32 protein-coding genes and 5 tRNA genes are annotated in these 25,735 nt (G+C 64.5%); 17 read left to right on the plus strand and 20 right to left on the minus strand.

The features are described from left to right. Positions 1-3: 3 nt before the first annotated feature. The 14 genes from JX001_RS12125 to JX001_RS12190 form a co-directional block, all read right to left on the minus strand. On the minus strand, positions 4-990 hold the full coding sequence (locus tag JX001_RS12125; protein ID WP_205681204.1) for an aldo/keto reductase: 987 nt from the start codon (positions 988-990) through the stop codon (positions 4-6). A gap of 98 nt (positions 991-1,088) precedes the next feature. After that, a tRNA-His gene (locus tag JX001_RS12130) sits at positions 1,089-1,165 on the minus strand. Between the two features lie 150 nt (positions 1,166-1,315). After that, positions 1,316-2,035 (minus strand): energy transducer TonB, encoded by a 720-nt coding sequence (locus tag JX001_RS16430; protein WP_205681205.1) that lies wholly within the window; start codon positions 2,033-2,035, stop codon positions 1,316-1,318. A 14-nt stretch (positions 2,036-2,049) separates the two neighbouring features. Continuing rightward, positions 2,050-2,484 carry a biopolymer transporter ExbD gene (locus JX001_RS12140; RefSeq protein ID WP_205681206.1) on the minus strand — a complete coding sequence of 145 codons (435 nt, stop codon included), beginning with the start codon at positions 2,482-2,484 and terminating at the stop codon, positions 2,050-2,052. Between the two features lie 5 nt (positions 2,485-2,489). After that, on the minus strand, positions 2,490-3,374 hold the full coding sequence (locus JX001_RS12145; RefSeq protein ID WP_205681207.1) for a MotA/TolQ/ExbB proton channel family protein: 885 nt from the start codon (positions 3,372-3,374) through the stop codon (positions 2,490-2,492). Positions 3,375-3,904: 530 nt separating this feature from the next. Further along, positions 3,905-3,980, minus strand: a tRNA-Phe gene (locus JX001_RS12150). Positions 3,981-4,043: 63 nt separating this feature from the next. Then, entirely contained in the window at positions 4,044-4,208 is a 165-nt protein-coding gene (locus tag JX001_RS12155) for a DNA gyrase inhibitor YacG (RefSeq protein WP_082854100.1), read from the minus strand. A 3-nt stretch (positions 4,209-4,211) separates the two neighbouring features. Then, positions 4,212-5,246, minus strand: coding sequence for a ribonuclease E/G (locus JX001_RS12160; protein WP_205681208.1), 1,035 nt, complete (start codon positions 5,244-5,246; stop codon positions 4,212-4,214). Then, positions 5,243-5,824: a Maf family protein gene (locus JX001_RS12165; protein ID WP_205681209.1), complete on the minus strand. Its 582-nt coding sequence runs from the start codon at positions 5,822-5,824 to the stop codon at positions 5,243-5,245. Before JX001_RS12165 ends, JX001_RS12160 begins: the two co-directional genes overlap by 4 nt. Then, on the minus strand, positions 5,825-6,043 hold the full coding sequence (gene infA, locus JX001_RS12170) for a translation initiation factor IF-1 (protein WP_008261544.1): 219 nt from the start codon (positions 6,041-6,043) through the stop codon (positions 5,825-5,827). 103 nt (positions 6,044-6,146) lie between these two features. Next, complete coding sequence (locus JX001_RS12175) at positions 6,147-6,614, minus strand: UPF0262 family protein (protein ID WP_017505201.1); 468 nt, start codon at positions 6,612-6,614, stop codon at positions 6,147-6,149. Then, positions 6,611-7,096, minus strand: coding sequence for a DUF2948 family protein (locus JX001_RS12180; protein ID WP_205681210.1), 486 nt, complete (start codon positions 7,094-7,096; stop codon positions 6,611-6,613). Before JX001_RS12180 ends, JX001_RS12175 begins: the two co-directional genes overlap by 4 nt. Then, positions 7,086-8,375, minus strand: coding sequence for a UDP-N-acetylglucosamine 1-carboxyvinyltransferase (gene murA / locus JX001_RS12185; protein ID WP_205681211.1), 1,290 nt, complete (start codon positions 8,373-8,375; stop codon positions 7,086-7,088). Before murA ends, JX001_RS12180 begins: the two co-directional genes overlap by 11 nt. A 102-nt stretch (positions 8,376-8,477) precedes the next feature. After that, positions 8,478-8,675, minus strand: coding sequence for a hypothetical protein (locus JX001_RS12190; protein ID WP_055754875.1), 198 nt, complete (start codon positions 8,673-8,675; stop codon positions 8,478-8,480). A gap of 110 nt (positions 8,676-8,785) precedes the next feature. Here JX001_RS12190 and JX001_RS12195 point away from each other — a divergent pair. After that, positions 8,786-8,860: transfer RNA gene (locus tag JX001_RS12195), tRNA-Thr, on the plus strand. Positions 8,861-8,926: 66 nt separating this feature from the next. Here the strand turns inward: JX001_RS12195 and JX001_RS12200 are convergent. The 4 genes from JX001_RS12200 to lipB form a co-directional block, all read right to left on the minus strand. Next, complete coding sequence (locus tag JX001_RS12200) at positions 8,927-9,514, minus strand: hypothetical protein (protein WP_205681212.1); 588 nt, start codon at positions 9,512-9,514, stop codon at positions 8,927-8,929. 48 nt (positions 9,515-9,562) lie between these two features. After that, positions 9,563-10,057: a peptide-methionine (R)-S-oxide reductase MsrB gene (gene msrB, locus JX001_RS12205; RefSeq protein ID WP_205681213.1), complete on the minus strand. Its 495-nt coding sequence runs from the start codon at positions 10,055-10,057 to the stop codon at positions 9,563-9,565. Between the two features lie 77 nt (positions 10,058-10,134). Next, a complete protein-coding gene (locus JX001_RS12210) occupies positions 10,135-11,619 on the minus strand; it encodes a hypothetical protein (RefSeq protein ID WP_205681214.1) in 1,485 nt (494 codons plus the stop codon). A gap of 127 nt (positions 11,620-11,746) precedes the next feature. Further along, positions 11,747-12,463: a lipoyl(octanoyl) transferase LipB gene (lipB, locus tag JX001_RS12215; RefSeq protein ID WP_205681215.1), complete on the minus strand. Its 717-nt coding sequence runs from the start codon at positions 12,461-12,463 to the stop codon at positions 11,747-11,749. 65 nt (positions 12,464-12,528) lie between these two features. Here lipB and JX001_RS12220 point away from each other — a divergent pair, with 65 nt between their 5' ends. From JX001_RS12220 to JX001_RS12250, 7 genes are all read left to right on the plus strand, one after another. Next, positions 12,529-12,780 carry a FliM/FliN family flagellar motor switch protein gene (locus JX001_RS12220; RefSeq protein ID WP_017505209.1) on the plus strand — a complete coding sequence of 84 codons (252 nt, stop codon included), beginning with the start codon at positions 12,529-12,531 and terminating at the stop codon, positions 12,778-12,780. Positions 12,781-12,866: 86 nt separating this feature from the next. Then, positions 12,867-12,951: transfer RNA gene (locus JX001_RS12225), tRNA-Leu, on the plus strand. Between the two features lie 65 nt (positions 12,952-13,016). Next, complete coding sequence (mgtE, locus tag JX001_RS12230; RefSeq protein ID WP_066551775.1) at positions 13,017-14,435, plus strand: magnesium transporter; 1,419 nt, start codon at positions 13,017-13,019, stop codon at positions 14,433-14,435. A 78-nt stretch (positions 14,436-14,513) separates the two neighbouring features. Continuing rightward, positions 14,514-15,659 (plus strand): glycoside hydrolase family protein, encoded by a 1,146-nt coding sequence (locus JX001_RS12235; RefSeq protein WP_205681216.1) that lies wholly within the window; start codon positions 14,514-14,516, stop codon positions 15,657-15,659. A gap of 43 nt (positions 15,660-15,702) precedes the next feature. Beyond that, positions 15,703-16,872: an isovaleryl-CoA dehydrogenase gene (locus JX001_RS12240; protein WP_205681217.1), complete on the plus strand. Its 1,170-nt coding sequence runs from the start codon at positions 15,703-15,705 to the stop codon at positions 16,870-16,872. A gap of 28 nt (positions 16,873-16,900) precedes the next feature. Next, positions 16,901-17,086 (plus strand): DUF3008 family protein, encoded by a 186-nt coding sequence (locus JX001_RS12245; protein ID WP_039247297.1) that lies wholly within the window; start codon positions 16,901-16,903, stop codon positions 17,084-17,086. Positions 17,087-17,185: 99 nt separating this feature from the next. Beyond that, positions 17,186-17,950 carry an exopolysaccharide biosynthesis protein gene (locus JX001_RS12250; protein ID WP_205681218.1) on the plus strand — a complete coding sequence of 255 codons (765 nt, stop codon included), beginning with the start codon at positions 17,186-17,188 and terminating at the stop codon, positions 17,948-17,950. 251 nt (positions 17,951-18,201) lie between these two features. Here JX001_RS12250 and flaF read toward each other — a convergent pair whose 3' ends face one another. Next, a complete protein-coding gene (flaF, locus tag JX001_RS12255) occupies positions 18,202-18,567 on the minus strand; it encodes a flagellar biosynthesis regulator FlaF (protein WP_017505215.1) in 366 nt (121 codons plus the stop codon). After that, positions 18,527-18,949: a flagellar biosynthesis repressor FlbT gene (gene flbT, locus JX001_RS12260; protein ID WP_017505216.1), complete on the minus strand. Its 423-nt coding sequence runs from the start codon at positions 18,947-18,949 to the stop codon at positions 18,527-18,529. The genes flaF and flbT overlap by 41 nt, the downstream gene beginning before the upstream one ends. A 156-nt stretch (positions 18,950-19,105) precedes the next feature. Here flbT and JX001_RS12265 point away from each other — a divergent pair, with 156 nt between their 5' ends. The 9 genes from JX001_RS12265 to JX001_RS12305 all read left to right on the plus strand — a co-directional run bounded on the left by JX001_RS12265 (position 19,106) and on the right by JX001_RS12305 (position 25,556). Further along, the gene (locus JX001_RS12265) at positions 19,106-19,549 is read left to right on the plus strand and encodes a hypothetical protein (protein ID WP_205681219.1); all 444 of its coding nucleotides are present in this window, start codon (positions 19,106-19,108) and stop codon (positions 19,547-19,549) included. 12 nt (positions 19,550-19,561) lie between these two features. Next, positions 19,562-19,756, plus strand: coding sequence for a hypothetical protein (locus JX001_RS12270; protein ID WP_205681220.1), 195 nt, complete (start codon positions 19,562-19,564; stop codon positions 19,754-19,756). Between the two features lie 63 nt (positions 19,757-19,819). Next, complete coding sequence (locus JX001_RS12275; RefSeq protein ID WP_205681221.1) at positions 19,820-20,680, plus strand: AAA family ATPase; 861 nt, start codon at positions 19,820-19,822, stop codon at positions 20,678-20,680. A 73-nt stretch (positions 20,681-20,753) separates the two neighbouring features. Further along, on the plus strand, positions 20,754-21,560 hold the full coding sequence (locus tag JX001_RS12280; protein WP_205681222.1) for a methyltransferase type 11: 807 nt from the start codon (positions 20,754-20,756) through the stop codon (positions 21,558-21,560). A 94-nt stretch (positions 21,561-21,654) separates the two neighbouring features. Further along, on the plus strand, positions 21,655-22,296 hold the full coding sequence (locus JX001_RS12285) for a YfbR-like 5'-deoxynucleotidase (RefSeq protein WP_017505221.1): 642 nt from the start codon (positions 21,655-21,657) through the stop codon (positions 22,294-22,296). A 4-nt stretch (positions 22,297-22,300) separates the two neighbouring features. Beyond that, positions 22,301-23,233 (plus strand): NUDIX hydrolase, encoded by a 933-nt coding sequence (locus JX001_RS12290; RefSeq protein ID WP_205683178.1) that lies wholly within the window; start codon positions 22,301-22,303, stop codon positions 23,231-23,233. Between the two features lie 87 nt (positions 23,234-23,320). Then, positions 23,321-23,410 (plus strand) — tRNA-Ser (locus JX001_RS12295). 129 nt (positions 23,411-23,539) lie between these two features. Continuing rightward, positions 23,540-24,373, plus strand: a complete 834-nt coding sequence (locus tag JX001_RS12300; protein ID WP_205681223.1) for a DUF6538 domain-containing protein — start codon at positions 23,540-23,542, stop codon at positions 24,371-24,373. 112 nt (positions 24,374-24,485) lie between these two features. Continuing rightward, positions 24,486-25,556: a hypothetical protein gene (locus JX001_RS12305; RefSeq protein ID WP_205681224.1), complete on the plus strand. Its 1,071-nt coding sequence runs from the start codon at positions 24,486-24,488 to the stop codon at positions 25,554-25,556. Positions 25,557-25,735: the final 179 nt, after the last annotated feature.

Below are 25,735 nucleotides of genomic sequence, written 5' to 3' on the forward strand. Positions count from 1 at the left end.
AGCTCAGCGATTCAGCGCCGCCCGCGCTGCCTCGGCGTAGCGATGCCCCGTCGCCGCGCCCTTGGGGAAGACGGCCTCAATCCGGGCGAGATCCTCAGGCGTCAGAACGACGTCCACGGTCGCCGCATTCTGCTCCAGGGTCGCGATGCGACGCGTTCCGGGGATCGGGACCAAATCCTCGCCTTGCGCCAGCACCCAGGCGAGCGCCAGTTGAGCGGCGGTTATGCCCTTGTCCGATGCAATGGCCTTCACCGCCTCCACCAGATCCAGATTCTTCTGGAAGTTCTCGCCCATAAAGCGCGGATTGGTGCGACGGAAGTCGTCGGCGTCCAGGTCATCGGTCGAGGTGATGTCGCCCGACAGGAAGCCGCGGCCCAGCGGGCTGTAGGGCACGAAGCCGATGCCCAGTTCGCGCACGACCGCGAACAGTTCGTCTTCGGGCTCGCGGCTCCACAGCGAATATTCCGTCTGCAGGGCCGTAATCGGATGGGTCGCGTGCGCCTTACGCAAGGTCTCAGGCGCGGCCTCGGACAGGCCGAGGAACCGGACCTTGCCCTCCTTCACCAGTTCCGCCATCGCCCCGACTGTCTCCTCGATCGGCGTGTCCGGATCGACGCGGTGCAGATAATAGAGATCGATGTGATCGACGCCGAGGCGTTGCAGGCTGCCCTCGATGGCGCGACGGACATTGGCCGGGCTGCCGTCGGTCATCAGGTTGGTGCGGTCGGCGTTATAGTTGATGCCGAACTTGGTGGCGATGAAGGCCTGGTCGCGCCGGTCCTTCAGCGCTTTGCCGACCAGCACCTCGTTTGCGTGAGGGCCATACATCTCGGCGGTGTCGAACAGGGTGATCCCCAGATCGAGCGCACGATGGATGACGGAGGTGGACTGAGCTTCGTCGGAGCCGCCGTAGAAGGCGCTCATACCCATGCAGCCCAGGCCAATAGCCGAAACCTCGGGGCCGTTCGCACCCAACTTGCGCGTCTTCATGGGGCCTTCTCCTGTCGATGTGGGGGATCGGCCACACGGCCGATGATCAGGAGATGGTCGCGGCGACGGCGGGCTGCAAGCCCGGCCGTGCTTTGCGATGGTACCGCCTCTCAGGCTTGAACTGAGGACCTCCGGTTCCACAAACCGGCGCTCTAACCAACTGAGCTAAGGCGGCCCGCGCATCGCGAGGCGCGTTCTCTACCGGGCCTGCGGCAGGCGATCAAGCGCCTTCCTCATATTTCGTCAGGAGATTTTGCCGGCGATGCCGCAAACAAAAACGCCCCGGAGATTGCTCTCCGAGGCGCCTTGTCTGTTGCCGTGACGATCACCCGAGGGTGAAGGGCACCCGGACGCGGAAGGTCGCGTCTTGAGCGGCGCCATCGACGGTCCGCGGGGACAGTTGTCCACGCTGAACCACCCGAATGGCGGCGCGGCCGAAGCCCATTCCTGCAGGCTCTTCGGAAACCACCCGGCAGTTCGCCGGAGATCCGTTGGAGCGCGCCGTGCACTCGACCGTAGCCGAACCGCTGATTTCACGTTCCAGCGCACGCGCCGGGAAGTCATCAGCCGTCGGGCGCGGTTGGCGCGACCACTGAACGTTCGTGATCGTCGACGGGCGCGGCGGAGCCGGGGGAGCGGGCGGAGGCGGAGGTCCAGGAATATTGACGGGCGGACCCGTATATTCGACCCGATCTTCCTTCTTCGTCGGCGTGATATTGACCGGCGGAGGGGGGACGATGTTCGGGACCGGAGCCGGCACGCGCACCTGAAGCTTCGGCGGCGGAGGCGTATCCGTCGGCGGAGGCGGCGGGGGCGGAGGCGGCGGAGGCGGCGGAACCGGCTCGACCAACTCGACCTCGACGGACTCGTCGACGTAGTTGAACTCCTTCAGCTTAAATTTCGACTGCTGCAGGAAGAAGATCAGCAAGGCAAACAGGATGCTGACGACCAGCAAGCACACGATCAGCACGGGGTAAGAAACCCCCATGAAGCCCTTGGACTTGGGTACGTCGTAACGACTGCGATGATATTCGACGTCTGTCATACTATCTCCGCACTCTAGCTCGTCGCCTGGTCTTCGCCGACCAGCGCAACACTATAGAAGCCGTTATCCTGGAGCGCATTCATAACCTGCATGAAGTCACCGTAACGGGTGTTCTGGTCGCCCCGAATGAAGATCCGCTCATCAGCCGGGTTCCGGGAACCGATCTGTTCTTTCAGATCGGCGCCTAGGGATCCGACGTCGGTCTTGAAGTCGCCCACATAGACGTCGCCGTCGTTCTGGATCGAAATATAGACCGGCTTGGGCGGGTTCGGGGCCGCCTTGGCGACGGCGATTGGCAACTCGACGGGCACCGACACGGAGGCTAGCGGAGCCGCCACCATGAAGATGATGAGCAAGACCAGCATGATATCAACGAAAGGCGTAACGTTGATATCGCTGTTGGCCTCGACCACGTTGCCAGCGCCGCCCGATTTAATCTTGGCGGCCATCCGTCTTACGCTCCCTTGTCGAGCTGACGCGAGATGCCGTTCAGCAGCTCAGCGGCGAAGCCGTCGGCGCGGGTGCCGTAACCGGCGATGCGGGTGTTGAAGTAGTTATAGAACACAACGGCCGGGATAGCGGCGAACAGGCCGATACCGGTGGCCAGCAGAGCCTCAGCGATACCCGGAGCAACGACGGCCAGGTTGGTCGTGTTGGATTCGGCGATACCAATGAAGGAGTTCATGATGCCGTAAACGGTGCCGAACAGACCGACGAACGGACCGATCGATCCGACCGAAGCCAGGAATTGCTGACCGCCCGACAGACGCTTGGCCAGACCGGATTGCACGGCGGCGACGGCGGCTTGTGCGCGACCCAGGGCCGAGTCCAGGTGATCGCCGGTGACCGACAGACCCGATTGACGCGACAGTTCGATTTCTTCGGTGGCGGCGGCGGCCATATCGGCCAGCGGGTTGCCGTCGAACTCTTCCTGAGTGGCGACGGCGCGCATGTCAGCGATGGTGCGGGCGCCGCGGAAGTTTTCGAGGAAGTTGTCGGTCTTGCGGTTCAGAGCGCCGAACTCGAACAGCTTGATAAGCAGCAGGGTCCACGACAGGATCGAGGCCAGCAGCAGGCCGGCCATGACGACCTTAACGACGACCGTGGCTTCCATGAACATGGAGATCGGGGTGATGCCGCCGCCGTGCGCGCCGCCAGCGGTTTCGGCGACGGTCGCCGGGTCGGCTTCGCCAGCGGCCGGAGCGGCGGCTGCGGGGGCCGCAGTCGAGGTCGCGGGGGTCGGCTCGGCCGGGGCCTGGGCCAGGACCGGCGAGCTCGCCATCAGCGCGGCGGCGCCGGCCATGGCGAGAAGGATGTTCGTCTTTTTGCTGTTCAGCATAATTCGCCAGTTCCTGCTTGGTCTGACTCGTGGAACCAAAGGTGCGGCCATAGTCAGCGACCGCCCCCCAACCTGAAATGTTTCCTTCAACGCGCCCGTCCTTTCGAGGATCAGAGCCCGCTGAAATCTTCGGTGGAGATCGAACCGGTCGCCCGCCTCGTCTCCGCTGGTCGAACCTTCGGGGACACGTCCCCGGCGATCCGCATTAACGTCTTCTTGCGAAGGCGCCTCAACCCTTTGACGAACCCTTACCGGAGCGTCAAGGGACAAGAAGGGCTTTTAACCCGTCGAGAGACATGGAGAAAAGTTCCACCAACCGGCGCATTAAAGTGCAGCTGCGCGACATTTTGATGATGATATGGCGTCAGATGAAGCAAGTTTGTTCAAAACGGCCGTCCTGAGCGCGATCATTTCCCGATACTGCAAATGTAGGGCTGATCGCTGCAAGCCAGCGAAACCTGTGGGCGGCGCAAAGGCGGCAGCGCATGATCATGCGCCCGAAACAATCGATTTCAAGGAGTAGGAAAAGATGGTGCCTGGAGGCGGGTTCGAACCACCGACACGCGGATTTTCAATCCGCTGCTCTACCAGCTGAGCTATCCAGGCGCCGACGCGGCGTCGCGAGAGGCGGGTCTATAGGGGAGGCTTTTCCGCCTGTCCAGCGCCCAATCAGTCCTTTTCGTCATCATCTTCCGCGCCCTCGTCCAGGGCGACAGGAATGGCGTAGCCGCCTGTGAACCAGCGCTGCAAATCGACGTCGGAACAGCGACGTGAGCAGAAGGGCTTATACTTGGGATCGGCGTCGGCCTTACGGCATATGGGACAGGAAGCCACGGCTCACCCCTCTTCTATTCGTCCCCGCCCTGGCGGGATCGCGGCATCGGCCTGGATCACCGCTCGCGGTCCCAGACGAGCCGCCAGCGGATAAGCGATCAGGGCTTCGTCCGGTGCGCAGCGCGCGATGATGCGTGGCGACAAGGTATCCGCCAGCAGGTGCCGTCGCAAAGCGCGGACGACAGATATAGCCCGCGTCTGAACCGAGGGGCGTCCGCCGGCGTCGAGCAGAACCTCCTCGATCGGCGTGCGGCGCCAGGGAAGCGACATCTGCAACAGGCCGAATCGACTGACGGGTCCGAAGACGGCCTGAGGTTCGTGGCCGAACGCGGCCCGCACGACCTTGGACTGCGCCTCAGCGTCCGTGCCATCCCCGACCATGTCGATGACGACCAGGCCGCCCCAGTTCCGCAGGCCGATCAGCCGCGCCGCCTGTTTCAAGCCCTCGCGATTCGCAGCCGCCCTTGCCTGTTTCGGATCACGACCGGGCGTAGAGGCGAAGTCGATGTCCACAGCGACCAAGGCGCGGGTGCGTTCGATGGCGAGATCGATTCCGTGCGAGGCGAAAACGCACGACCGAACCAGGGCATCTTCCTCCGCCTCGATCACGGCGTCGATCGCGGCGATGCCGGTGACTGATTCCTCGCCGGGCGCGAGATCGCGCAACTGTTCGGCGATGCTGGGTGCGGGCTGGATCAGGCGAGGCGCCCCCTCCCCCGCCCCCAGACGGCGAACCACCGCCCCTTTTCCCGCTCGAGGTTCGGCGGTGACGACGACTTCCAGCCGTTGGCCTTGCGTAAGTCGGTCGTTTTTTGGGAACGGCAAAAAGGCGGCGGCCGGCGCGGCGATATCGACAAAGGCACCGCGTATGCCCGGGTTCACCTCGATGACACGCCCCGCAGAGCGGGCGCCAAGTCGGGTCTCCTCTGGTTCACCCTCGCGATGGATCAGAAGATGAGCGTAGCGGCCGTCGCGCATGATCGCGCCACGCGTCTCGCCTGGCGTCTCGTCGAGGAAGACCTCGACTGCGCCGCTCATGAACGCCAGCCGACGCCGTGCAAAAGCTGGACGGCTTCATAGACGGGCAGGCCCATCACAGACGGATGGCTGCCGACGATTCGCTGAATGAAGGCGGCCGCAGGGCCCTGGATGCCATAGCCGCCGGCCTTGCCACGCCAGTCGCCCGTGGCGACGTAGGCGGCGATCTCGTGATCGGACAGGGGTTTGAAAGTCACGCGGGTTTCGTTGACGCGCGACGATATTATTCCGTCGCGCCAGACGGCGACGCCGGTGAAGACGCGGTGATTGCGGCCGGACAGCAGTTTCAGAAAACGTGTCGCCTCGGCCTCATCCGCCGCTTTCTCCAGAAAGCGACGCCCGACAGCGACCACCGTATCGGCGGCGATGACGACCGCGTCGGCACGGCGTTCTGCGACGACCCGGGCTTTCGAGGTGGCTAGCCGCTCTGCCAGACGCGGCGGCGTCTCGCCCTTCAGAGGCGTTTCGTCGATGTCGGCGGGATCGATGTGGTCGGGCGTGATCCCGACCTGCGCCAGCAATTCGATGCGGCGCGGGCTGGCCGAAGCCAGCACCAGTTCGGGGCGACCCGCAGCCACTTACTTGAAGCGATAGGTGATGCGACCCTTGGTCAGGTCGTAGGGAGTCATTTCGACCAGCACCTTGTCGCCGGCCAGGACGCGGATGCGGTTCTTGCGCATCTTGCCGGCCGTGTGGGCGATGATCTCGTGGTCGTTCTCGAGCGTCACGCGGAAGGTGGCGTTCGGCAGCAGTTCGCTGACGGTGCCGGGAAACTCGAGCAGTTCTTCCTTAGCCATGCGGCCTCTCACGCCCGTTGAATATGCGTTCGACCCCACGCCGGGCGGGCGCGAGGGGCGGAATGGACGGGCCTAATGCCCGAAAACACAGAGATAGTCGAGGTCAGCCGCGACGGTAGAGGGCGCAGAGCAATGTGAACAGGCGCCGTGACGTCTCGTGATCGACCACGATCTTGCCGTCCAGTCGCGTCTTCAACTGTTCGGCGCCCTCGTTGTGAAGGCCGCGGCGGCCCATATCGACCGATTCGATCTGGCTGGCCGAGGATCCGCGCAGAGCCTCATAGTAGCTGTCGCAGATCATCAGATAGTCTTTGATCACGCCCTTCAGCGGCGTCAGGCTGATGGCGTAGGTGCGCGTGAAGTTCTCGCCGTCGATGTCGAACACCAGACGATTGTCCTGAAGCGAAAGCTTCAGCCTGTAGGGTCCGCCCTCGGCGCCGACGGGCTCGAAGCTGTTCTTCTCGACCAGATCGAAGATGGCGACGCGACGCTCGTGCTCGATCTCGGCCGTCGCCGCCGGCAGGGTTGCGGCGTCCAGTTCGACCGAGGCCAGCTTGTGATCGGCGCTCATGCCGCAGTCCCTTCGTCCAGTTCGGGCGTGTCCAGGTGGGTCGGCGCGATCCGTGCAGGCCAGCGGTCGGAAATATCCGTGACGACGGCGTCCAGGCATTCGACGTCGATTCGCAAGTCGCCGCCGCCGGCGAACATCAGGATGACGCGTCCGCTCAGGTCCTCGGTCGGAATGAAGTCGAGCGCGAGCAGTTCGAGCGAGGCGTCGGGGCTGCGCGACAGGCGGCGGCTCTTGACCGCCAGAACGTCGCCGAACTGCATGGCGCACATCACGCGCGTCCCGCCGCACTCCCAGCAGAAGCGGCTAAAGGCGATGGTCAGGGTACGCGCCGACTTTTCCCAGACGATGTCGACGGGCCGCAGAATCGCGTCCTGAAGGGCGGCGGAGATGATCTGAAGATCGTCGGCGTCCTCGGCCAGCAGGCGCAGCGGTTCGACCGGCGCCTTGGCTTCAGGGATGACGCCGTCGATCTCAGTGCTCATCACCTGTTCCCTTTATGCGGCGGATGTCGGCTCCGCACGCGCCGAGCTTTTCTTCCAAACGCTCGAAACCGCGATCCAGATGATAGACGCGTCCCACCGTCGTTTCGCCCTCCGCGACAAGACCAGCGATGACCAGGCACATCGAGGCCCGAAGATCCGTGGCCATCACCTGGGCGCCGTGCAGAACTTCGACGCCGTTGACGTGCGCCTCTCCGGCATGGACTGAAATGTCGGCGCCCAGTCGCGCTAACTCCGGCACATGCATGAAGCGGTTCTCGAAGATCGTCTCGCGAACCGTGCTGACGCCCTCCGCCGTCGTCATCAGCGCCATGAACTGGGCCTGGAGATCGGTGGCGAAGCCGGGATAGATGGCCGTCTCGACGTCCACGGCCTTCAATCGCTGCTTCGGGTCGCGCTTGATCAGCACGCCGTCGGCGGTCGGCGAGACCTCGACGCCCGCCTCGACCATCTTGTCGGTCAGCGAACCGATCAGTTCGGCCCGCGCCTTGGTCAGACGCACCTCGCCGCCCGCCATGGCGGCGGCGACGGCGTAGGAGCCCATCTCGATTCGGTCGGGAATCACAGACCAAGTCGTTCCGTTCAGCGACGAGACGCCGGTGATGGTCAGGACGTCGGTGTCGATTCCCTCGATCCTGGCGCCCATGGCCGTCAGACAGTGGGCCAGATCGCCGATCTCGGGTTCGCGCGCCGCACGTCGCAGGACGGTCGTGCCTTCAGCCAGCACAGCGGCCAGAAGCGCATGTTCGGTGGCGCCGACCGAAACGAAGGGGAACTCGATCTCGGCGCCCTTCAGGCCCTTGGGCGCGCGGGCGGTGACATAGCCTTCGTCCAGCTCGATCTCGGCGCCCAGCGCCGTCAGCGCCTGCAGGTGCAGATCGACCGGACGCGCCCCGATGGTGCAGCCGCCTGGTAGCGAGACCTTGGCCTCGCCGGTACGCGCCAGCAGAGGCCCCAGCACATTGAACGAGGCCCGCATCTGCCGCACCAGATCATAGGGGGCGAAGGTCGAGGTCAGATCCTTGGCGTGGAACAGACTCTCCTGCCCGTCCGCCCCGTCACGCTCGGTCACTTCGATGCCGAACTGGCGCAGCAACTGACCCAGGAACCGGGTGTCGGCCAGACGCGGCATATTGGTCAGCAGCAAGGGCTGATCCGTCAGGATCGAGGCGGCCATCAGCTTGATGGCGGAGTTCTTGGCGCCGCTGACGGGAATGTCCCCGAAAAGCTGGGCGCCGCCCTGAATGGCGATGCTGTCCATGACGTCCTTAAGCGCGCCCGATGCCAACGCCTCGGGGGGATGGTTCTCTAGCAAGCCGGCGGGCGCTTGCCAAAGGGCTGCGTGATCGCGAGCCGATGACTTTCAGTTGCTGTCGCGTGGCGCGGCCGGCGTCCGCGCGGGCGCCTTGCGGCGTCGCAGGTTGGCGCGAAGGGCGGAGGCAAGCCGCATGGCCTTTTCCGCCTTTGCGCGCGCTTTCTCGAATTCAGGCCCCGATTCGACGATCGGCGTCGCCTGCGCGGCGGCGGAGGGCGTATCGGCGTCATGGGGCGTGCGAGTCATGGTGCGATGATGCCGTGATCACAGGCCATGTCCAAACTTTCTTTCAGATCGTCAAAAAGCCGCTTCCCTCCCCGGAAGGGTTTGGCTATACGGCCGCTTCCTCAGTCGGGGCCGCCGTAGCTCAGTGGTAGAGCGCATCCTTGGTAAGGCTGAGGTCGTGGGTTCGATTCCCCCCGGCGGCACCATCTGAGACTTGAAAAGGCCCGGCTTTCGCCGGGCCTTTTTGAATTCCAGATCGGACGGAAAAGCCTTCAGTCGTAGCCGTACAGGCCGCGACGATAGGGATCGCGGTCATCCGCATCGCCGTCCTTGCTCCAGCTGAACCCCATAGACATCGACTTGGTCGTGGGGTCTGCCCCATAGCCTCGACCGCGCCAGCTGCCGCCATAAGGCGAGTAGAAGCCCGGCCCGCGCAGACCATAGCCGCCGTAGCCGTAGCCCCACGGCTCGTTGCGGCCCTCGCGGTAGGCGAGGTCCAGGCGACCGCTCTCGCCGACGGGCAAGGAAACGGCCGCGCCATAGCTGCGATAGCCCCCGGTGCCGATCCCGGCCTCGACCATGCCATGCATCTTGCGCTCGGCCGGAGCGCTCGGCTCTGCGCTTTCGTCAAAGCTGGCGCCCGGCGTGCGTGCGCTGATCCAGTTCTGGATCTGCTGTTCGGTGGTCATGCCGTGCGGGGCGGCGTCCTGAGCCGTCGGCGCAGTCAACGACGCCTCAGGCGCCGCCGCCAGGGCCTGGGCCAGGGTGGGCGCGTTTGTCGGCGCCGTGGTCACCACGCCATCCGGATCACCGTCCGACGCCGCCAAAGCCACACCCGCCAAGAGACTTGCGATCAGCATAGGCCACCTCCGTTCGACATCATCCTAGCACAGCGATTGAGGCCAAGGTCAGGCGATGCCGTCGCCACGGTTCAGGGGGTCGGGCAGAGCCTCACCCTCGGCTACGAAACTGAGGGCGACCGAATTGATGCAATAGCGGTTTCCGGTCGGTGGCGGGCCGTCGGGGAAGACGTGACCCTGGTGGCTGCCGCAGCGGGCGCATTGGGTCTCGATCCGGATCATGCCGTAGCTGGTGTCTCGGATCGCGTTGACGTGCGCTTCATCGACCGGTTGGGTGAAGCTGGGCCAGCCGGTGCCGCTTTCGAACTTGGTTCCGCTCTTGAACAACGGCAGGCCGCATTCGCGGCAGCAGAAGACGCCCGCCCGCTTCTCGCCCAGCAGAGTGCCGCAGAAGGGCGCCTCCGTGCCATGAGACAGCAGGACGCGCTTTTCCTCTGGGTTCAGATCGGCTTCGAGCCGGACGCGTTCTTCGGCGTTCGGCGGGGTCAGGTCATAGCCCGACGGCGAACGGAGGGATTCGGAGGTTTGGGCGAGATCGGTCATGGACTGCAAATAAGAAGGGCGGGCCAAGGGTTCCACCCCCTGCCCGCCCCTCGTTCATTCGACCGACCGGTCCTTACTTATTGGAACAGCGTCCCGACCCAGGCGCGCACGGCCGCTTCGTCCGTCGCCGATCCGGTATAGGCAAGGCCTTGCGCCGGGGTGAAGGGCGCATCGTTGCCGCGTTGGCGCGTGGTCCAGGCCTTATGACCATAGGTCAGCTCGGCATAGTTCGACGGCAGGCGCAACACAGTCGGCTCGATGAAGATCGAATCCTCAGCCGTCACCGATCCGGCCAGGCGCACGTTCGGCAGGCGCGTCAGCAGATCCAGCGTATCCAGGCACCCGCTCGTGCAGCCGCTGTCGACCAGGACCACGACCGGCCCCGCCACGGGGTTTGCTGCGCCCGTGTCCGCCACCGAAGGACGGCCCGGCATGGTGAAGGTCGGCTGATTGGCGGCCAGGGCCGAATCGAAGGCGGCGACGATGGCCTGGGTCTGTTCGATCACCGGACCGGACTCGGCGACGAAGCGCGGGTCGGCCTGCATGCGGGCCAGGGTGTCAGCGAACCACTGACGGTTCGCGGGCGTGGCGCGGTAGGTGATCGAGCCGGCTTCAGGCTGCCGGCTGACGGTGAACTCCGGCGTCCAGATGCGGTTGGCCAGGCCATAGCCCTTGCCCGTCGCATTCAGCGAAGCGCCGTTTGCGCCGCGCAGATCGATGACCAGACCCCGCGCGCCGCGAATGGCGGGCAGTTGGGCTTCGACAGCGGCGTAGAAGGCGTCCCATCCGGCGTCGTCAGCCAGGGTGTGAACGTTGATCCACGGACGGCCGTCGACCGTCTCGACCGACAACGGATTGGCGCCCGGCGTATAGACGGTGGCGCGATAGGCGGCTTCCAGGCTGGCGGCGTCGGCCGGCTGGGGCTGCATCTGGAAGTCACGATCGCGACGCCCGACCTTGAAGGTGCACAACGAAGGCACGCCGCCGGTGAACGGGTTATTGCGGTTCCACAGCAGATAGGGGGCGGTGCGGACACGTCCGGCTTCCGTCGTCAGGTCGCCTTCCCAGCGGTCCAGCCGCTCTTCAGCCAACTGAGCGGCAGTCTTGTCGCCGCACTTGACCAGGGTCGCGCCGAGCGGCGGCACGTTGCGAACGCCGGGCTTCACATAGGAGACGACATATTCGCCGTTGCGCCACGCCGTGGTCACACCCGGCCAACTGGTCGCGAAAAAGGGGCCGAGGCCTTCGTAGGTCGGGCGAATCGCGATGTTCGAATCGCGGAAGCCGTTGGCGTAATAGCGCATCAGATAGGCGTGGCTGTCGCCGCTGTTCACGCGTCCCACCTTGCCTTGCGCATCGGTCAGGCCGGCATCGATCCAACTGCGAAACGCTTCGCTGGGCGCGCCGGGAATCACGGCGGCGGGGTGGTTGGCGGCCAGGGCGTCATGCGCGGCTTGGAGGTCTTGCTGCGCCAGAGCGCGAAAATCCTGTGCGACAGCGGCGCCAGCGGCGATGGTCAGCGACAGAACGGCGGCCGATGCGGCGGCGATCATTCGGTTCATGGGGTTTCCTGCGGCCTTTGATTTCAAGCTCGTGGGAAAGGTTAAACCCCATGCGTCCGGCGCTTGCCAACCCCGCCGCGCGGGATTTCGCCCGATTGTCACATGGGCTGCGGCGATGCGGCGCGCGTCAAAGCGGCGCCGGCGCCTCGACCGCTACGCCGAAGATCCGATCGAAGCTGCGCCTCAAGGCCTCGTCCGCCTCGTCCATCGTCGCCAGAACGCCGAGATCGACCAGGCTGGTGACGCCGTGTTCCTGGATGCCGCAGGGGACGATGCCGCCGAAATGATCCAGATCCGGCTCCACGTTCAGACTGATGCCATGGAAGCTGACCCATTTGCGCACCTTGACGCCGATGGCGGCGATCTTGTCCTCGCGCGACCAGCCCGCCCCCTTGCGCTCGACCCACACGCCCACGCGACCCGGCCGGATGTCGGCCGTCACGCCGAACGTCTCCAGGGCGCCGATCAGCCACAGCTCAAGCCCGCGCACGAAACACCGCACGTCCTTGCCGCGCCGATTCAGGTCCAGCATCACATAGGCTACGCGCTGTCCCGGCCCGTGATAGGTGAACTGTCCACCTCGCCCCGTGCGATGCACCGGAAACCGGCCGGCATCCAGAAGGTCGTCGTCCTTGGCCGAGACGCCGGCTGTGTAGAGCGGCGGATGTTCCAGCAACCAGACCATCTCATTCGCCTCGCCGGCCGCAATGGCGGCGACGCGCGCCTCCATGAGAGCCTCCGCGGCCGCATAGTCTACGTAGCCTTTCGACACGGCCCATTCGACCGGTCGGCCATCGTCGAGACGCAGTTTCTGAAGGGACGGGCTTAACGGCTCAGCAAGCATGACGCTTCAATGTGGTCGCCAGGGCGTTTCTGCAAGAGACGGCCCTCCAGTGAAGAGAGCTTTACGTGACCCAGATCAACGCCGTCGATGTCGAAATCTCAGTCGTGCTGGGTCGCTCGGTGCTGCCGATGTCGCAACTGCTGCGCATGGGTCGCGGCGCAGTGATTCCCCTGGACGCTGCAGAGGGCGACGAGGTCTGGATCCTGGCCAACAACTATCCGGTCGCGCGCGGCGAAATCGAGATCCGAGACGACCGCATCGCCATCACCGTCACCCGCCAGGCGGACGTGTACGACTTCATGGCCGGGTCGGCCTGAGGCTTTGATCCGCGACGTCTTTGCGTCGTTCATTTCGCCCTTTCCTTTTCCAACGGCTTCGTCTATTCGCCGCCGCTCCGATGCGAGCGGTCGTGGCGGAATTGGTAGACGCGCAGCGTTGAGGTCGCTGTGGGGCAACCCGTGGAAGTTCGAGTCTTCTCGACCGCACCATCTGGCTAAACAGGGCGATTCATCGGCTAAGTACGGCTGGACATTCTACCAAGGGAGGCGACCACGTGAGCACCACGGACACCGCCTTTGCTCCAGACGAGACGCTCGATAACGAAGACCACGCCGCCCTGGACGAGGACTATGTCCTCACCCCTCAATTCGTCGAGAAAGTCGTGGACGCCGCCGACGACGGCGACGGGATGCGGCTGCGCTCGCTGCTGGAAGACCTGCACCCGGCCGACGTCGCTGACCTGATGGGCTTTCTGACGGCGGAACACCGCGCGGTCGTCGTGCTGTGGTTGCCGCCCGAGCTTCTGGCCGAGACTCTGCCCGAGCTCGACGACAATATCCGCGAAGAGGTGCTGGAGCGGGTCCCGCACGGCACCCTGGCGGAGGCGCTGCAGGAACTGGATTCCGACGACGCCGCAGCCGTCGTCGAAGACCTAGAGGACGACCAGCGCGAACGCGTTCTGGCCGCCATGCCCGAGGTCGATCGCGCCGCCATCGAAAGCAGCCTGGGCTATGCGGAAGAGTCCGCCGGCCGCCTGATGCAGCGCGAGGTGATGGCCGCGCCCCAGTTCTGGAGCGTGGGCGACACCATCGACCACATCCGCAAACAGGGCGACGACCTGCCCGAGCTGTTCTTCGACATCTATGTGGTCGATCCGCTGAACCGTCCGGTCGGCGGCGTGCCGATCAGCGGCCTTCTGCGGGCCGCGCGCACCGTCGCCCTGACCGATCTGATGGAGCCGATCAACGAGATCGCGGTCGACCAGGATCAGGAAGAAGTCGCCTACATCTTCGAGAAATACCACCTGATCTCGGCGCCCGTCGTGGATGCGGCCGGTCGGCTGGTGGGTCAGATCACCGTCGATGACATCGTCAACATCATTCAGGAAGAAAACCGCGAGGACATCCTGCGTCTGGCCGGTGTCGCCGACGAGGACCGCGGTTCGTCCGTGCCCGAGATCGTGCGCGGTCGCGTGCCCTGGCTGGCGATCAATCTGGCGACGGCGGCGCTGGGCGCCAGCGTCATCGGTCTGTTCGAGGCCACCATCCAGCAGATCGTCGCCCTCGCCGTCCTGATGCCGATCGTCTCGGCCATCGGCGGCAACGCCGGCACCCAGGCCCTGACCGTCACCGTACGCGCCCTGGCGACACGCGAGCTGAACAGTTCGAATGCCCCGCGCACCTTCTGGCGCGAGATGATGGTCGGCCTGGCCAACGGCCTGATCCTGGCCCCCCTGATCGGCATCGCGGCCGGCTTCTGGTTCAGAGACGAAGACTGGAAGATCGGCCTGGTGATCGGCGCGGCCATGATCCTGAACCTGCTGGTCGCCGCATCGATCGGGGTCCTGACGCCGCTGACCCTGTCCAAGCTGAAGTTCGACCCGGCTGTATCATCGGCCGTGTTCGTCACGGCGACCACCGACTTCTTCGGCTTCCTGATCTTCCTTGGTCTGGCCACACTGGTGCTGCTCTAGACACGACGCGGACGATCCGGCGCGGCCCTTGCTGGGAGCGGTTCGAGCGCCGCGCGCCTGTTTCCAATTGGGTCAACTGTGTCTGACGTCCTCCCAAAACCGACCAAGGTGTCCCGCGAGGGCGTCCTGCTGATCAAGAGTTTCGAAGGCTTCCGGCCTCGAGCCATGCAGCGCAGCGACGGTCGCTGGGTCATCGGCTACGGCCATACCCAGTCGGCCCGTGAGGGCGCGAGAGTGTCAGAGGCCGAGGCCGAACTGCTGATGCAGTACGACCTGATCCCGGCCGTGAAGGCCGTGACCGATCATGTCCGCGTTCCCCTCAACCAGCACCAGTTCGACGCCCTGGCCAGCTTCGCCTTTTCCATCGGCGCAGACAGGTTCGCCGCCTCCGACGTGGTCGAACAGTTGAATGCGGGGTCCGTCCGTCAGGCGTCCGCGTCTTTGAGCGCCTGGGCCGATGAAGCCGCAGCCGAGACCCCGACCCGCCGTCGCTCGGCTGAACACGCGCTGTTCAACGCCGCGCCCGGCGCACCGGTCACCCTGGCGGACCTTTTGGCCGCGCCCCTGCCGTCTCCTTTCGAGACGGATGAACCGACCCTCCCCGCTGTCGACGGCGCCCTGGATGAGGCCGTCGCTCCCTTCCCGGCCCAGGACGACGTAGCGCTGGCTCAAGCGACCACTGCGCCTCAGCCCCACGCCGTCTATGCCGCGACGGCTGTCGGCCCGCTCCCGGACGTCTTGCCGTTGACCGGGCAATCGGAGACCGTGTCTGTCGCTGCGCCGATCATCGCCGCCAACGACATCCATGCCCCGGTTGAGGCCAAGCAGCCTGAGACGCCGTCGGGCTTCGCGGGTGCGCAGAAGACCAGCGTGGTGCTGACCGCGCCGGGACTGGCCGAAGCCGCGTCCGGCGACAGCGCCGCCGCACCGGCCATCGAGGGTGATGCGGCAGCCAGCGAAAACGTGCTGACCACGCGTGAGGTAGTGGCCCGCGCTCGGGCCAAGCGGCGTTCGGGCCTGGGGGAAACCTTGACCTTCGTCATCATGGGCGGCCTAGGCGCCCTGTGCCTCGGCGTCGCCATGGCCGCCTTTCGCCGCGCGTCGATATCGAACAGCAGCGACACCGCCACGGTCGCCTGGGTCCTGATCCTGGTCGCCGCCGCCTGCCTGGGGGTGTCGGGCTACAACTGCTATCGGCGCTGGGGACGGGCTGACCGCGTCTGACAGCGCTTGGCGAAAGGCCGTGCGCGATGCTACGCCCTAGCGCATGAGCATTCCCTTCGCGCCCCAATCCATGGAATTCGGCCTTGGCGAAAACGCCGACGCCATCCGCGACACCACCGCCCGCTGGGCCGCCGATCGCCTGGCCCCGCTGGCCGCCGAGATCGACGAAAAGAACGAATTCAAACGCGAGCTCTGGCCCGAGATGGGCGAACTGGGCCTGCACGGAATCACCGTCGAGGAAGAGTTCGGCGGCCTTGGCCTGGGCTATCTCGAACATGTCGTGGCGATGGAGGAAGTGTCGCGCGCCTCGGCCTCGATCGGCCTGAGCTACGGCGCCCACTCCAACCTGTGCGTCAATCAGATCCGGCGCTGGGGCACGGCCGAGCAGAAGCAGAAATATCTGCCCAAGCTGATCAGCGGCGAACATGTCGGCTCGCTGGCCATGTCCGAGGCCGGATCAGGTTCCGACGTCATGTCGATGCGCACCCGCGCTGAAAAGAAGGGCGATCGCTACATCCTGAATGGCACCAAGTTCTGGATCACCAACGCGCCCCACGCCGACACCCTTGTCGTCTACGCCAAGACCGATCCGGATGCGGGATCAAAGGGTTGTACCGCCTTCCTGATCGAAAAGGGCATGAAGGGTTTCAGCGTCTCCAAGAAGCTGGACAAGATGGGCATGCGCGGCTCGGACACCGCCGAACTGGTGTTCGAGGACTGCGAAGTGCCGGAAGACAACATCATGGGTCCGCTTGGCGGCGGCGCCGGCGTGCTGATGAGCGGCCTGGACTATGAGCGCGCCGTTCTGGCCGCCGGTCCTCTCGGCATCATGCAGGCCGCGCTGGATACGGTCCTGCCCTACGTCCGCGACCGCAAGCAGTTCGGCAAGCCGATCGGCTCGTTCCAGCTGATGCAGGGCAAGATCGCCGACATGTACGTCGCCCTGAACAGCGCCCGCGCCTATGTCTATTCTGTCGCCCGTGCCTGCGACGCCGGCCTGACCACCCGCTACGACGCGGCGGGCGCAATCCTGCTGGCGTCCGAGAATGCGGTGAAGGTGACGATGGAGGCTGTTCAGGCCCTGGGCGGCGCCGGCTACACAAAGGAATGGCCGGTCGAACGGCTGGTCCGCGACGCCAAACTCTATGACATCGGCGCCGGCACCAACGAGATCCGCCGCTTCCTGATCGGACGGGAACTGCTGGGCGGCTGACGGTTTTTTCCTCGCGAGGAGACAGACCATGCCCGCCAAATCCGCCGCTCAGCAAAAGGCCGCCGGCGCCGCCCTGTCGGCCAAGCGCGGGGACACGCCGAAGTCAAAGCTGAAGGGCGCGTCCAAGTCCATGGTCGAGTCCATGACGGAAAAGCAGCTGGAAGACCTTGCCGAAACCAAGCGCAAGGGCAAACCCGAGCACGTGCAGGACTGAGACACAGTCGATTTATCTGATCGCCTGTCCGTTCTGTAAGTGGCGATCCGCGCGCCGACCGCCTAGATGGGCGCAATCTCCAGCCGAGCGCCCCGCCTGATGCCCGCCCAACCGCCTCCGAACGACGACCTGCGGCGGTTCTCCGACGTTCTTGAAGACCTCGGCCACGCCCCAGAACCCAAGCTGACCATGGCCGAACTGGTCGCGTCGTTCGGCGAGCGCGGCTTCGGGGCCATGATCCTGATCCTGTCGCTGCTGGCGCTCCTGCCCTGGCCGCCCGGCGGCAAGGCGGTCTTCGCCGTACCGATCATCCTGATGTCCCTGGAACTGGCCTTCCAGAGACAGAGCGTGTGGCTGCCGCGCTGGATGTTGAAGGCCTCGGTGTCCCGCGCCGCCTACACGTCCTTGATCGCCACGCCGTTCGAAGCCCCGGCCTGGCTGCGCCGCTGGGTCCTGTCGGCAAAGGTGCGGATCGCCGGGCGCCGCTACATCTTTTCCGACGGCGTGAGGCGCGCCGTTCGCAGACGCCCGAATGGCCTGAGCGTCCTCAAGATGGTGCGCGCGATCGAACGACTGACCCGCCCGCGCCTGCCGCTGCTGACCGGCGATGTCGCCGACACCTTCACCGGCCTGGTCTGCGTGGTGCTGGCCCTGATCATGGCCTTGCCCATCCCGTTTGGAGACGCCCTGCCCGGCATCGCCCTGGTTTTGTTCGCTCTGGGGATGATGCAGCGTGACGGGGTCGCGATCCTGCTCGGCGTCGTCGCCACCGCCGCCAGCGCCCTCTATCTGTTCCTGATCTGGGCCACAGTGGTCGAGGTCGCCCAGCACGTCACCGGCTGGTTCGCCAAGCTGCTGCACTGACGGCGACAAAAAGGGCCGCCGGGTTTCCCCGACGACCCTTCATTGCCTGACCGCGAACGGTCCGGCCGCAACTCAGTCTGAAAGGCTCAGACCAGACCCTCTCCGAGGGCCAGGGTCGCGGTCGCCGCTCGCGATTGATGACAATGAGACACTGGATCACCTCCTTTCGACTGTTGAACAGGGAGGTGAAACATAAGACGGCTCAACGCCTTGCGCCAATGGGCTTCGCGCTTTCGTGAACGCAGGCCGATCTACTGCGTCGGCGACGCCCCGCCGGACAGGCCCTGCATGATCATGCGGTTGATGTCGATCAGGTCCTGGAAGCTTTCCTCGCCCCGCATGATCGCCGAGGAATGGCGATTGACGAACAGGCTCAGCGAAATGATTTGCGCCCGCATCGGAGCGCCCAAGGCATTGCCCGGATCACTGCACTCGCCGGCCAGCGTCGACCAGAGACGCCGGTTCCAGTCCAGCGCATCGATGCGGGTGGCGATGTCGGATTCATCGACGGTCGAGGCGTGAACCAGAGCGCGCGTGACCTGACCGAACAGACGGTACTCCAGGTCGCGCGGGCTCTCAGCCCTCGCTGTCGCTGCTGTGTAGGCCTGAAGCGACATTCAGCACTCTCTCTTCATACTCGACAATCTTACGCGCCGACATCAGGGCCTTGTAGTATTCGCGCGCCAGCACATGACGCGAGGCCGCGACACATTCCGCCAGAATTTCGGGATTCTGCGTGGCGCCCATGAATTCCGTGATCCGCAGGGCCAGTTCGTCGAAGAACTTCGACGCCGAACTCTCGTCCAGATACATCATCATGATCGGGAAATAGATGCGGCGTGCGGGCGTGGTGACGTCCTCGGCCTGCATGATGTCCTTCTCGCGCAGGACGCTTGCGCGGTTTTGAAGGATCAGCACGCCGCGACGATCGCCGTTCTGGACCACGGCGCCATTCAGAACGAACTTCTCGCCGGGTTTCAGCGACAGCTTCAAGGCCATTGAGGACCGTACTCCAGTCGTGGTCGAGCCGGTCGCGCACGACAGCTCCGAGTGAATCCAACCCTACCCCGGCATCAGTTAACCATCCCTTGTGAGAGCGATCCGCTGGAACGCGTATCGTCGCCGCTGCGTTGGCTTGTCGAAGAGGAGACGACCATGCCGGACAACGACTATCAGGACGATCAGGAACAGTCTGAGACGTTCGACGAAACCCATTTGGACGACGAGGGTGACGGCGAATTTCTGCTGGATGAAGCCGACCAGGTGCTGGACGTGACCCAAGCCGATGGCGATGCTGATGAAGAGGATTTCGACGAAGACGCCGAGATCGATCTCGATGACCAGTTGGCCCTCGACGGCATCGAACGCGAAGCCGACGCTCTGCTGGGCGTCGATGGCGAAAACCGCGATCAGATCGACGCCGAAGGCGGGCCTGCGTCAGCGCCGGATGAAGTCGAGCTCGTCTATTCGGGCCTGATGGAAAACGAACGCGGCGCACAGGCCAGCGCCGCCCATTGGGAAGCCAAACGGCTCTCCGATGACGACATCACCGACCTGGGATACGGCCCGGACGGCGATCAAGACGCTCCGGCGCAATAAGGAGAGAATGACATGACCGACGACAAAGCCCGTCACGACGCGTCGCCCGACGCTCCGCACGCCAAGCGCACGACTTCGCAGGACGGCGTGCCGGACCAACTCGATAAGATCGACACGTCCGACAGCCGCCAGGAGGCGCTGGTTGATGAAGGCCTTGAAGAGACCTTCCCCGCCAGCGATCCAGTCTCGGCGAAGCGCATCACCTGATCGCTGTTCACGACGCAGGCGATCCGCTAACCCACTTCGTGGAAACACGGAGTGGGTTTTTCTATGAGCCGTTTCGAAGGCACAGACCGTTACATCGCGACGAGCGACCTCAAGGTCGCGGTGAACGCCGCGGTCGCATTAGAGCGTCCGCTGCTGATGAAGGGCGAGCCCGGCACAGGCAAGACGGTCTTGGCCTATGAGATCGCCAAGGCCTTTGACGCGCCGCTGATCACCTGGCACGTCAAATCCACGACCAAGGCCCATAACGGCCTGTATGAATACGACGCCGTCAGCCGGCTGCGCGACAGCCAGTTGGGCGAGGAACGCGTCCATGACGTCCGTAACTATCTGAAGAAGGGCAAGTTGTGGGAGGCCTTTACCGCCCCTGCCCGCCCCGTCCTGCTGATCGACGAGATCGACAAGGCCGACATCGAGTTCCCGAACGACCTGCTGCAGGAACTGGATCGCATGGAGTTCTACGTCCAGGAAACGGACGAGACGATCCGCGCCGAAGTGCGCCCCATCGTCATCATCACCTCCAACAATGAAAAGGAGCTGCCCGACGCCTTCCTGCGGCGCTGCTTCTTCCACTTCATTCGCTTCCCCGACGCCGAGACCCTGTCGGCCATCGTCGACGTGCACTTCCCCGGCATCAAACCGCGCTTGGTTTCAGAAGCGTTGAAGACCTTCTACGAAATCCGCGACACGCCGGGCCTGAAGAAGAAGCCGTCGACCTCAGAGCTTCTGGATTGGCTGAAGCTGTTGCTGGTCGAGGATATCGACGCCGAGACCCTGCGTGAGAAGACGCCGACCAAGCTGATCCCGCCGCTCCACGGCGCGCTGCTGAAGAACGAGCAGGACGTGCATCTGTTCGAACGCCTGGCCTTCCTGAACCGCCGCGAAGGCTCTCGTCCCGGCGGCTGATCCCGTGATTACCGCGATTTCACTGGATCACGCGGCCGCAGCGCGCAGAATGGGGGCCAAGAGAGGTTCGACCATGCGTCATGTCCTGCTTTATCTAGCGCTCAGCGCCAGCCTGGCCGCCTGCGACGGCGACAACTCGGTCCGCATCACCACCACCTCCTCCAGCGATGATCAGGGCGCGGGCGTATTGAAGGTGATCGACGCCCTGCAATGCCCAGACAATCTTGGCGTCCTGACGCGAAAGGGCTTGGCGGCGGCGGGCGGCGCGAACTGCGTTTATGGCGGCCCCAAGGGCGCCGACGTCGTGCTGCATCTGGTCAAGCTGGACGGTCGCTCCGTCGATGACGTCCTGCGGGACTTCGAAGCGCGCGCCAGCGCCGATCTGCCCCATACGGTCGCGCGCTTGGCCCCGGGCGCTGGCGATGCGCCGCCGCCTCCGCCTCCGCCATCGATCGAGGCAGATACGACTTCCGTCCAGGCGCCTGGGGTTGACATCAAGACACGCGGCGAGGACGCCTCGGTCCGCCTGCCGGGCCTGAAGATCGAGACCCAGGGCGATAACGCCAGCGTCCGCATCGGCGGCATCAACATCCAGTCCAAGGACGGACAGAACGTCCGCACCGAAACCTCGACGGTCAGCGTGGACTCCAACGACAACTCCACGCGCGTTCGCTCCCGTGCGCCGGGCGCGGCGACGCGCATGACCTATATCCTGGCTGACGATCAGCCCGGCGATGCGGGCTGGCGCCAGGTGGGCTTCGAGGCGCGCGGCCCGAGCGGCGGCCCGATCGTGATCGCCGTGGTCAGGTCCAAGGATCGCCGAAATGACGGCATTTTCGACGACGCCAAGGAACTGGTCACGCTGAACGTCGGACGCTGACGCGGCGATTTCCTGCGCCGTCTGGTCCCTCCCGCTTGATCCCGGCGTATCTTTGCGTCACCTGACCAGCCGACAAGCGATCAGGACACGCGATTTGGCCGAGCGCCCCACCAAGAAGAACGCCCCCCGCGCCTGGCAGCGCATGCTGTCCGGTCGTCGCCTGGATCTGCTGGACCCGTCGCCGTTCGACATCGAGATCGAGGACATCGCCCATGGCTTGGCGCGCGTCGCCCGCTGGAACGGTCAGACCATCGGCGAGCACGCCTTTTCGGTCGCCCAGCACTCGTGCGTGGTCGAAGAGATCGCCGCCCACATCAAGCCCGGCCTGGACCCAAAATGGCGTCTGGCCGCCCTGCTGCATGACGCCTCGGAATACGTCATCGGCGACATGATCTCGCCGTTCAAGGCGGCGCTCGGAGCCGGTTACAAGGATTTTGAGGCCAAGCTGGAAGCCGCGATCCATCTGCGCTACGGCCTGCCGCCCAAGACGCCGCAAACGATCAAGACCCTGATCAAGAAGGCCGACAAGGCCTGCGCCTTCTTCGAGGCGACGCAGTTGGCGGGTTTCACCGAAAAGGAATCGCTGGGCTTCTTCGGCAGCCCGCCCGAGGGCTACAGCCTGACGATCGAACCTCAACCCGCGCCGGTCGCCCAGGCCCGCTATCTGGAACGCTACCGTGTCCTGGCTGGCGCTGTCGGCCTGATCCCCGCCGACGACGCCTGGCACACGGAATAACATGATGACCCAGGGGGCGGAGGATGGCGTTCGCATCGGTCTGTCGGCGGTCGTGATGACCTTGAAAGACCGGCAGGCCGTCGTCCTGACCACCCCGACCGAGGACGGCTCGCGCGCCCTGCCCTTCGGGCCGTTCGATCCGGTGCGCGACCGCACCTTCGAACGCGCCCTGCGGGATTTCGTGACCGCCCAGACCGGATTTCGGCTCGGCTTCGTCGAACAGCTCTACACCTTCGGCGACGCGGGCCGCGCCTCTCCCCGCGCGACGCCCGGTCCTGGCCGGCACAGAGAGGTCTCCGTCGGCTATCTCGCCCTGACGCCCGACGCCGCGGAAGGCCAGACCCACGACGCCCGCTGGGACGCCGTGTTCGAGTTCTTTCCCTGGGAAGATCGGCGCGGCGGTCATGATGCGCAGATCAAGGAAGGCCTGCACGCCTGGGCCGAGGGCGACGAGCACCGACTGGCCCGCGCCCGCGCCCTGTTCGCCCTGACGCCCGATCACCGCTGGAACGAAGAGCGGGTGCTGGAGCGCTATGAACTGCTCTACGAAGCGCGTCTGGTCGCCGAGGCATGGCGCGACGCCGACCTGTCGCCCACGCAGCCCATGCCGGGCCGCATCATGTCCTCGGATCACCGCCGCATCCTGGCGACCGCGCTCGGCCGTCTGCGCAGCAAGCTGAAATACCGCCCGGTCCTGTTCGATCTGACCCCTGGCGTCTTCACGCTGTCCCAACTCCAGGCGGGCGCCGAGGCCGTCTCGGGCCTCAGCCTGCACAAGCAGAATTTCCGGCGCGGTGTGGAGCGCACTGGGCTGGTCGAACCCACCGGACAGCTGTCTTCCACCACGGGCGGCCGACCCGCTGAACTGTTTCGATTCAAGGGCGTGGACGCCCAGACCGGCGCCGCGCCGGGCCTGTCCTTGCCCGCGCAAAGATAGCGTCGGATTTCTTTCACAGACGGGTTGCGAAGCGCTGCGGCTCCGACTAGAGAAGCCCCTCGCTCGACCAAGCGATATCGGCGCCGCGGAGAGGTGGCAGAGTGGTCGAATGTACCGCACTCGAAATGCGGCGTGCCTGGAAGGGTACCGTGGGTTCGAATCCCACCCTCTCCGCCATTTCCTGAGAAAACACCGTACAAACAACGGTGTACCTCAGGCCCTAGTAACCACCACTGGGATTTGGTACCGTTTCATGGTCCCCACAGTTCGCTGTGAGGGCGTCTTCCGCCTGGGTCGTACGCCCCGGTGAAAGAGCTTGGGGTTCGCCGCATCGCGCGGAAGCCGTCCCCGCACCTTCTTTGTCGAAGCGGCACCTATTACCTGCGCGTGCGGGTGCCGGTTCATCTGAAGGCGCGGATCGGTGTCAGCGAGATCCGACGGTCTTTAGCCGTCCAGCATCCTCGACCAGCACAGGCCCTCGCCCTTCGATATGGCGCGCGCGTGTTGGAGATGTTCGAGATGATCACCCGTCAACCTGTCACCAAGGCTGAAGCCCGGCGTTTGGTCGCGGGCTGCTTCTTAGACCTCCGAAAAGACGCTGAGCTGGGCTTTCTGCCGATCACGGAGCGACCGGACCTTGAGAGGGATGAGCAGCGTGACCTCTCCCGACAACGGATCAACGCTCTCCAGGAACAGGTGAACCTGAAGACCTTCGATGCGGAGATCAGGACGCGGGCGATCCTGCTTACCGGGCGTTCCGGCATCGCCTTCCTCGACCAGCCCGAGGGCGTGCAAGCAGACATCATGGAGGGTGTCGCCCGGGCCTGCATCGAGCAGACCCGATTACAAATGTTCCGGCTGGACGACCGGCTTGCGCCGTATGATGCCGTCGACCCGCTTTTTAAGCTCATGCCGACGAACGACGAGGTTCCGTGTTGCGCGGCTGCCTCCGGGAAGACCCTCGGAGAACTGCGGAGCCTGTATCTCAAGTACGGCGAACTTCATTGGGTGCCGAAGACCCTTGCAAGCCGGCAACGCCAGCTCGCACTGATTGTCGAATTCTTCGGACAGGATATGAGATCGTCCACACGTGCTGTCGCCGCAGTGCTTGGCCGCCGGCCGGTTCACGGCGAGGCATGATCTCAAATGTGTCCACTACCCACTTTTAGATTGCTCTCGGCCGCTCCCGTGTCACGCTCAACTCTGGGATCGAATGCCCTTGGCCCTCCCGCCAATCAGCCGGAGAGCCAGCATGTTTCCCGAAGCAATTTTCGACGCCACCTTGGACCTTCTGTCCGACGAAATACGAGGGCAGGAGATCCCCTCCCCAGCCCCGTTGAACACAGATAGTTGGCTCGCCCGGTCGGTTCTGCAAAAAGCGCTTCGTCGTGGGATGACAGACCTAGCTTTGAGCGCGGCCGCTCAACTTCATCTCCTGGATCGTCGCACGCTGTGGCGACGACTGATCGTCACCGCCCTTGAAGACCTCGGCCCGCAAGAGTTCGGAACCATTGCTGCCGTCGTCTGCGCCGCTCGGAACTCAGGCTGGCGCACTAGATCGGGGGGAGACTGGCCAATAATCGCGGCGCTAATTCGGCGTGCATGCGCAGGCACGCGCAGTCAAGTTGCGAATGACCTCTGGAATATTGCCCTGCACGATCCTGCCCTGTCGGATGCGAAAGCTGACATATGCGAGCTTTCACCTGACGCCGTTCGCGAGCTGTCGATGCAGGCTTCCGACCTTGGAGTCAGGGCGAGCGCCGCCCTTGTCGCAATTGGCCAAGCCGAATGGTGCGACAGCGGTAGTTACGATTACCGCGCCTTTTTTGAAGTGTACGCCGCTCGCGCTCCCGTAGAAACCGCAGTACTTTCAGAGGCGTTTAGAATAACGCGCGTCCCTCTGGCCGGACTTCTCCTGATCTTGGGTCATGAGACCGCGCAACCAGTTGCACGGATAAATGACGACGTCGCACCCGTCGCTTGGAACGGTCCAATCCCGACCTTCGCCATGGACCAATACACCCGCTCTGGCAAAACGGTGATTCGGCAGTTTGTGCAGCAGTCCGCGATTTGGAATAGGTTCTGCAAACACTGGCATATCCAGAAGCCGAACCATATCGCGGCAGCAGCGGAGCTATTATTCCGGATCGATGGCGCGGCGGTCACGTCACGGGCGCTAAGCCGTCAATCAGCTGATCTTCGCAACCGATCCGAGATTTTGGGATGCTTTATGCCGGTCGGAGCTGTCCATGACGCAGCGTCGGTCATACGCCTCCAGCTGCCGCTTATCGATAAAATGCGCTCAAGCTTCAAACTAACCTGAAACAGGCGCTTCCTACCTCTATGGATGCTCAAAACGCCCACAGATCGGTCTATCAGAGCAGGATCAATACCAAATAAACTCCTACCTTCGGGAATGGGTTAGGCACTGCAAACCGCATGCGGCTGACGGGGCATTCGCATGAATGCCTCCACAACAGGTTGTCACGGCGTCTGGACAAG

This window comes from Brevundimonas fontaquae, from assembly GCF_017086445.1.
Classification (GTDB): Bacteria; Pseudomonadota; Alphaproteobacteria; order Caulobacterales; family Caulobacteraceae; genus Brevundimonas; species Brevundimonas fontaquae.